This window comes from uncultured Leptotrichia sp. (genome assembly GCF_938036635.1).
Taxonomy (GTDB): domain Bacteria; phylum Fusobacteriota; class Fusobacteriia; order Fusobacteriales; family Leptotrichiaceae; genus Leptotrichia; species Leptotrichia hongkongensis.
On sequence record NZ_CALHQO010000012.1, the window covers coordinates 1 to 5,529 of the forward strand.

The 5,529-nt window shown below is 32.2% G+C and carries 3 protein-coding genes and 1 pseudogene; 1 reads left to right on the forward strand and 3 read right to left on the reverse strand.

Going from position 1 to position 5,529, the window contains the following annotated elements; genetic code table 11:
• Window positions 1-140 precede the first annotated feature (140 nt).
• The 3 genes from Q0370_RS00140 to Q0370_RS00150 all read right to left on the reverse strand — a co-directional run bounded on the left by Q0370_RS00140 (window position 141) and on the right by Q0370_RS00150 (window position 4,921).
• On the reverse strand, window positions 141-635 hold the full coding sequence (locus Q0370_RS00140) for an HRDC domain-containing protein (protein ID WP_299570442.1): 495 nt from the start codon (window positions 633-635) through the stop codon (window positions 141-143).
• Between the two features lie 25 nt (window positions 636-660).
• A complete protein-coding gene (gene pheT, locus Q0370_RS00145; RefSeq protein WP_299570445.1) occupies window positions 661-3,057 on the reverse strand; it encodes a phenylalanine--tRNA ligase subunit beta in 2,397 nt (798 codons plus the stop codon).
• A gap of 403 nt (window positions 3,058-3,460) precedes the next feature.
• The gene (locus Q0370_RS00150) at window positions 3,461-4,921 is read right to left on the reverse strand and encodes a sucrose-6-phosphate hydrolase (protein WP_299570447.1); all 1,461 of its coding nucleotides are present in this window, start codon (window positions 4,919-4,921) and stop codon (window positions 3,461-3,463) included.
• Window positions 4,922-5,293: 372 nt separating this feature from the next.
• Here Q0370_RS00150 and Q0370_RS00155 point away from each other — a divergent pair.
• Window positions 5,294-5,529, forward strand: a pseudogene (locus Q0370_RS00155) (NAD-dependent malic enzyme); the annotation flags it as partial.

Consider the following 5,529-nt stretch of genomic DNA (forward strand, 5'->3'; position numbering starts at 1 on the left):
GAATTTTCGTATAATATTATTTCAAATATTTGAATTTCATATTATAAGTGAAAAATCTGATTAGATAAAAAAGGCTGTCTCATAAGGTTTATTTTATGAAACAGCCAATTTTATTAAAAAAATTCTAATATCTTAAAAGCTCAACTTTTTATATCATAAAAATTTTCCAAAATCAGTAAAATTTCTTCTCCGTAATCCCTGATTTTACGCTTCCCCATTCCCTTTAACTGCGAAAGTTCTTCCATATTTTTAGGATTAGTTTTTGCAATATTCGCCAAAAGCTGGTTTGAAGCAATAATATATGGTGGATAGCCCAACAGCTGTGCTTCTCCTGCCCGCCATTCCTTTAATATCTTGTACAGTTCCATTTCATCTTCTGTCAGATACTCCATATAATTTGGGTTAGCATCTTTAAATTCTTTTACATCTTGTGTAAAATTATCTTTTCCAGAATTTTTATTAAATTTATCTGTTTTTTCACATTCAACAAAAGCCGTCCAGTAATATTTCCCCTCAATTTTCACCAGTTCAGCCTGATATTTCACAATTTGAACATCTTTTAACACTTTTTCCAGTTTTTCCTGCTCAAATTCCTCCATTTTATCATTAAATGGCAATGTTACTATTTTTAACACCTCAATTTCCCCCTTTTTTATATTCTTACTGTCTTAAAACCGCACCATAATCCTTCTCAACCTTAGCCACAATTTTATTGGAAATGTCTACAATTTCTTTTTCTTCCAGTGTTTTGCTCTTATCTCTTAGAACTACGCTAATTGCCACACTCTTCATTCCTGGCAGTACTCCGACACCTTGATAAATATCGAATAGTTCCACTTTTTCTATTTTCTTGTCAACTTTCTGGATTGTTTTTAATACATCTCCAACTAGGATTTCTTCCTTCATAACGAATGCAAAATCTCTTGGCACAGCTGGATATTTTACAATTCCTTGATAATTTACCTTTTTACCGATATATTTCTGAATCAAGTCAATGTTAAATTCTCCAACTAGAACTGATGTTTTCCCTAAGTCAAAGTTTTCCAGCACATCTGGATGAATTTCTCCAAAACTTCCGATCAATTCACGTCCCACAAATACATCAACTGAACGTCCAGGGTGGAACTGGCTTTGCTCAGAACGTTTTATCATATAGTTATTAAATTTAAGCTGTGTAAAGATTTCTTCTACAATCCCCTTCAAATCGTAAAAATCGTAAGGAACAGGTTTTGGATTCCACAATGTCTTGTCATTTTCTCCAGCCAGAATTATTCCCAATTTCACTTCTTCTTTTGCCAATTCTTCAGCTTTTTCAAAAGTTCTGCTTACTTCAAAGAATCTGATATTTGCAACATTTCTGTTAATATTGTCCTTTGCGTTTTTGATAAGGCTGTAAAGCAATGTCGGACGCAATGTTACAAAATCCTCTGTAATTGGTTTTAGCACGTCAATCAGTTTTTCCTGTGCTACTGTGTATTTTATTTTTTCCATCGCATCTTTTGGAACAAAGCTGTAGTTGATAACTTCTTTAAGTCCTGCATTTGCTGCAATAAGTTTTACTTGCGTAGAAAGTTTTGTTGTGTCAATAACTGGCTGTTCACTAATATCTAGTTTTGGTAAAATATTTTCAATATTGTCAAAACCATACATTCTGATGATTTCTTCAAAGTAGTCTTGCTCATTTTCCAAATCATCACGGTAACTTGGTGCAGTTAATGTCAAAGTTTCTCCATTATCCACAACTTCGATTTCAAGTCTAGTTAAAATTCCAATAACAGTTTCACGAGGAATTACTTTCCCAACGAAACGGTTCAATCTTTCAAAATTAAGTTCAGCAGATTTTTTCTCATAAGGAACAGGATAATTGTCAACAGCTCCAGCCAATATTTCTCCACCTGCTACTTCCTGAATCAAATTCGCAAGTCTATTTATCACATTAATCGCATTTTCCTCATCCACTCTTCTTTCAAATCTATATGAAGAATCACTTGATAAAGTCAATCTTCTTGAAGTTTTTCTCACATTTTGCGAGTTAAAGTTTGCCACTTCCAGAAGGATATTTTTTGTATTTTCAGTAATTTGTGAATTTTCTCCGCCCATTACACCACCAAGTGCTACAGCTTTCACTCCATCCGAAATTACGATATCATCACTATTTAATTCTCTTTCCTGTTCATCAAGCGTAACCAGTTTTTCATTTTCAAGCCCTGCTCTCACAACAATCTTTCCACCTTCAATTTTATCAAGGTCAAAAGCATGATTAGGCTGATTAAGTTCCATCATAACAAAATTTGAAGCATCTACAATATTATTAATACTTCTAATTCCAATAGATTCTACTCTTTCCTTAAGCCATTTTGGACTTTCCTTAACCGTTACATTTTTAATAATTCTAGCCACATATCTTTTTGCCAAATTGCTGTCTGCAATTTCAACTGAAATATTGTCAGCCGTTTTTTCGCTACTTTCAGTATTTATCACAAAACTAGGATATTTTACTTCTTTCCCGTAATAAGCCCCCAGTTCTCTTGCAATCCCAATATGCGATAAACAGTCAGGACGATTTGGCGTAATTTCCAACTCGAACACAGTATCATTAATTCCCAAATATTCCTTCATTGGTATTCCAGCAGGTGTATCTTGAGGTAAAATCATAATCCCGTCAGAATCCTTACCAATATTCAGTTCTTCTTCTGAACAAAGCATTCCATTTGATTCCACACCTCTTATTTTCCCTTTTTTAATAACAAAGTCTTCAGCTAGTTTTGCTCCAACCTGTGCTAAAACAACCTTATCTCCAGCCTTATGATTAGACGCACCACAAACAACCTGCAAAATTTCCTTCCCATTATCTACTTTACAAATCGTCAAATGATCCGAATCAGGATGCATCTCCTTTTCAACAATATGTGCTGTTACAACATTTTCCAAGTTTTCCCCCAGCACCTCGATTTTTTCCACTTCCTGCCCAATCATAGTAAGGGCATTCTCCATTTCATTTATTTCTATTCCATCTAAATCTATATACTGCTTTAACCAGTTCAACGAAATCAGCATTTTTTTCTCCTTATTTTTCTTTTTTTTATTTCAAATATATTATACAATCTATCTTATTAATAAATGGTAATCCAAGTTTTTTGATTATTAATCATTTTTTCTTTTTTTTATTTATCATAAGTTTTTCTAAGCAGGGAGATCAAACGCCATCTCCCTGCACCCACGCTTTACGCAAAACTTTCTTATAAAGAAAAAATAAAACTCGATTTTGAATAAAGGTTATTTTTATACGATTAACTAAATACTATTTAAAATTTATTCCAAAATCTCAAACAGTTATTTTTTCTTTAACGAAATTTTGCTTGAAATTTATTTAACAATCTGTTGCACTAGAATTAAAATGTCGTGATTTCTTTGGAATAAAAACGACTAAACACATTTATATATTTCTTTCGCCATAACTTTATTTCCATTCCCATTTTTCTATTTCCACATTTACATCTTTATCAGCAAAAACGATTATTCCGTTCGCATCTTTCTCAGGGAATATTCTTGATGAAAATACTTCCTGTCCGTCGTTAATAAACACTTCCACAGAAGAATTATCTACAAACACAGTAAGTTCCAATTCCGAAATATTTCCAAGATAAACTTTTCTTAATCTTTTATCAGCTTGTTCACCTTTTGTTCTGTCTAGTACAAATTTTTTATCGTTATAATCAAATTTTAAAATTGTTTCACTATTTTTACCAGTTCGTAATTTTAATCCAAAATCAGAATTAAAATCAGTAAATTTAGCTTTTAATTCATAAGTTGCTCCTGTTCCAACTTTCACTTCTCCAGTCATTTTTCCACTAAACTCAATTTTTTCTCCACGGATACTTTCCATTTCCTTTATAGGCACTTGATAAAGTTTTCCATCTATTACTTTAAGTTCTCTTGGTAAAGTTAGGCAGTGAAGCCATTCACTTTTTACAGTTGGAAAATCTTCTTCTTCTGGAATTCCCATCCAGCCTACGATAAGTCTTCTCCCTTTATCATCTTCCATTGACTGTGGTGCATAAAAGTCATTTCCTCTGTCAATTTCGACAAAATCTGATGAAATTTCAAATTCAGGTTTTTTATAATCTAATTTCCCAAATAAATATCCTGTCTGATATTTGTTGTTGTATAAATCTCCTTCCGGCTCCAATCCTTGTGGTGAAAATACTAATAAATCTTTAACTTCTCCTGTTTTTTCATCTTTTAACTGAAAGTAATCAGGACATTCCCACATAAATCCAAAATCTTTAAGTTTTCCGTGATTTGCTCCTGCAATTTCCCCTTCAAACTTCCAGTCCTTTATATTTTCTGAACTGTATAAAACTGCTTTTCCTTCCAAATCTTCACTTTGAATACCAATTACTGCATAAAATTTCCCATCTTTTTTCCAAATTTTTGGATCTCTTATATGTCGAGTGTACCCGTTAGGCTGATTTACAATGCTTGGATCCCATCTTTCGAAATTTTCTCCATCGCTTGAAACTGCTAAGCATTGGTAAGATTCTCTATTCCCATCACAATCTTTCACATTTCCTGTATAAAATAAATAAAGTTTTTCATCATCTACAATCGCACTCCCAGAATAAACCCCATCTTTAGAATAACAGGTATCAGGACGTAAAGCCGTTTTCAACCTTTTCCAATGTAATAAGTCATCACTTACACTATGAGCCCATGTCTTATTTTTATGATTGGTTCCTAATGGATTCCATTGATAAAACATATGATATTTCCCTTTAAACTGCGAAAATCCGTTTGGATCGTTAATTAACCCCACAATTCCTTGAATATGATATTTTTGTCGCCAAAAATCCTTTTTAACAATTTCTCTTTTTTCTAAAATTGCTTTTTCCTCATTTTCTTTGACTTTTGTAAAATCCATATTTTAAGCCACCTTTCGAATTATTAAATCTAAATTAAGCATTTTATTATTTATATTTCGTTATTTTTGTTTTTCATTACATTTTACCATATTTTATTGCTTTTTCCAATTAACTTGACTGAAAAATATTATTTTGTTATACTCGAAACTTTTAGTAAAGAGTAATTGTCGAGGGTTTGATGAGTTCAGAAATTTATAAAACAACTTAAATTGTCATCAATAATAGTGTTTTAAGTATAAAATAGCTTATTAGAAAATTGTTCTCGTAGACTCATTATAACATATGCGTACACAATTGTATTTTTTAAACGACAAAGTTTTCTAAACGATTCGTTTTAAGTGGTATAATAGAAGTAAAAAGGAGGTTGCACTATGACTGCACATGATATTTTAAACAATCCTTTCCTCAATAAAGGTACTGCCTTTACATTAGAGGAGCGGAAGGAACTAGGCCTTATTGGTTTACTGCCACCGTATGTTCAAACGATTGAAGAACAAGCGGCGCAAACTTATGCACAAATGCAAACAAAAGCCAATGATTTGGAAAAACGTTTGTTCTTAATGGAAATCTTTAATACAAATCGGACTCTTTTCTATTACCTCTTTTC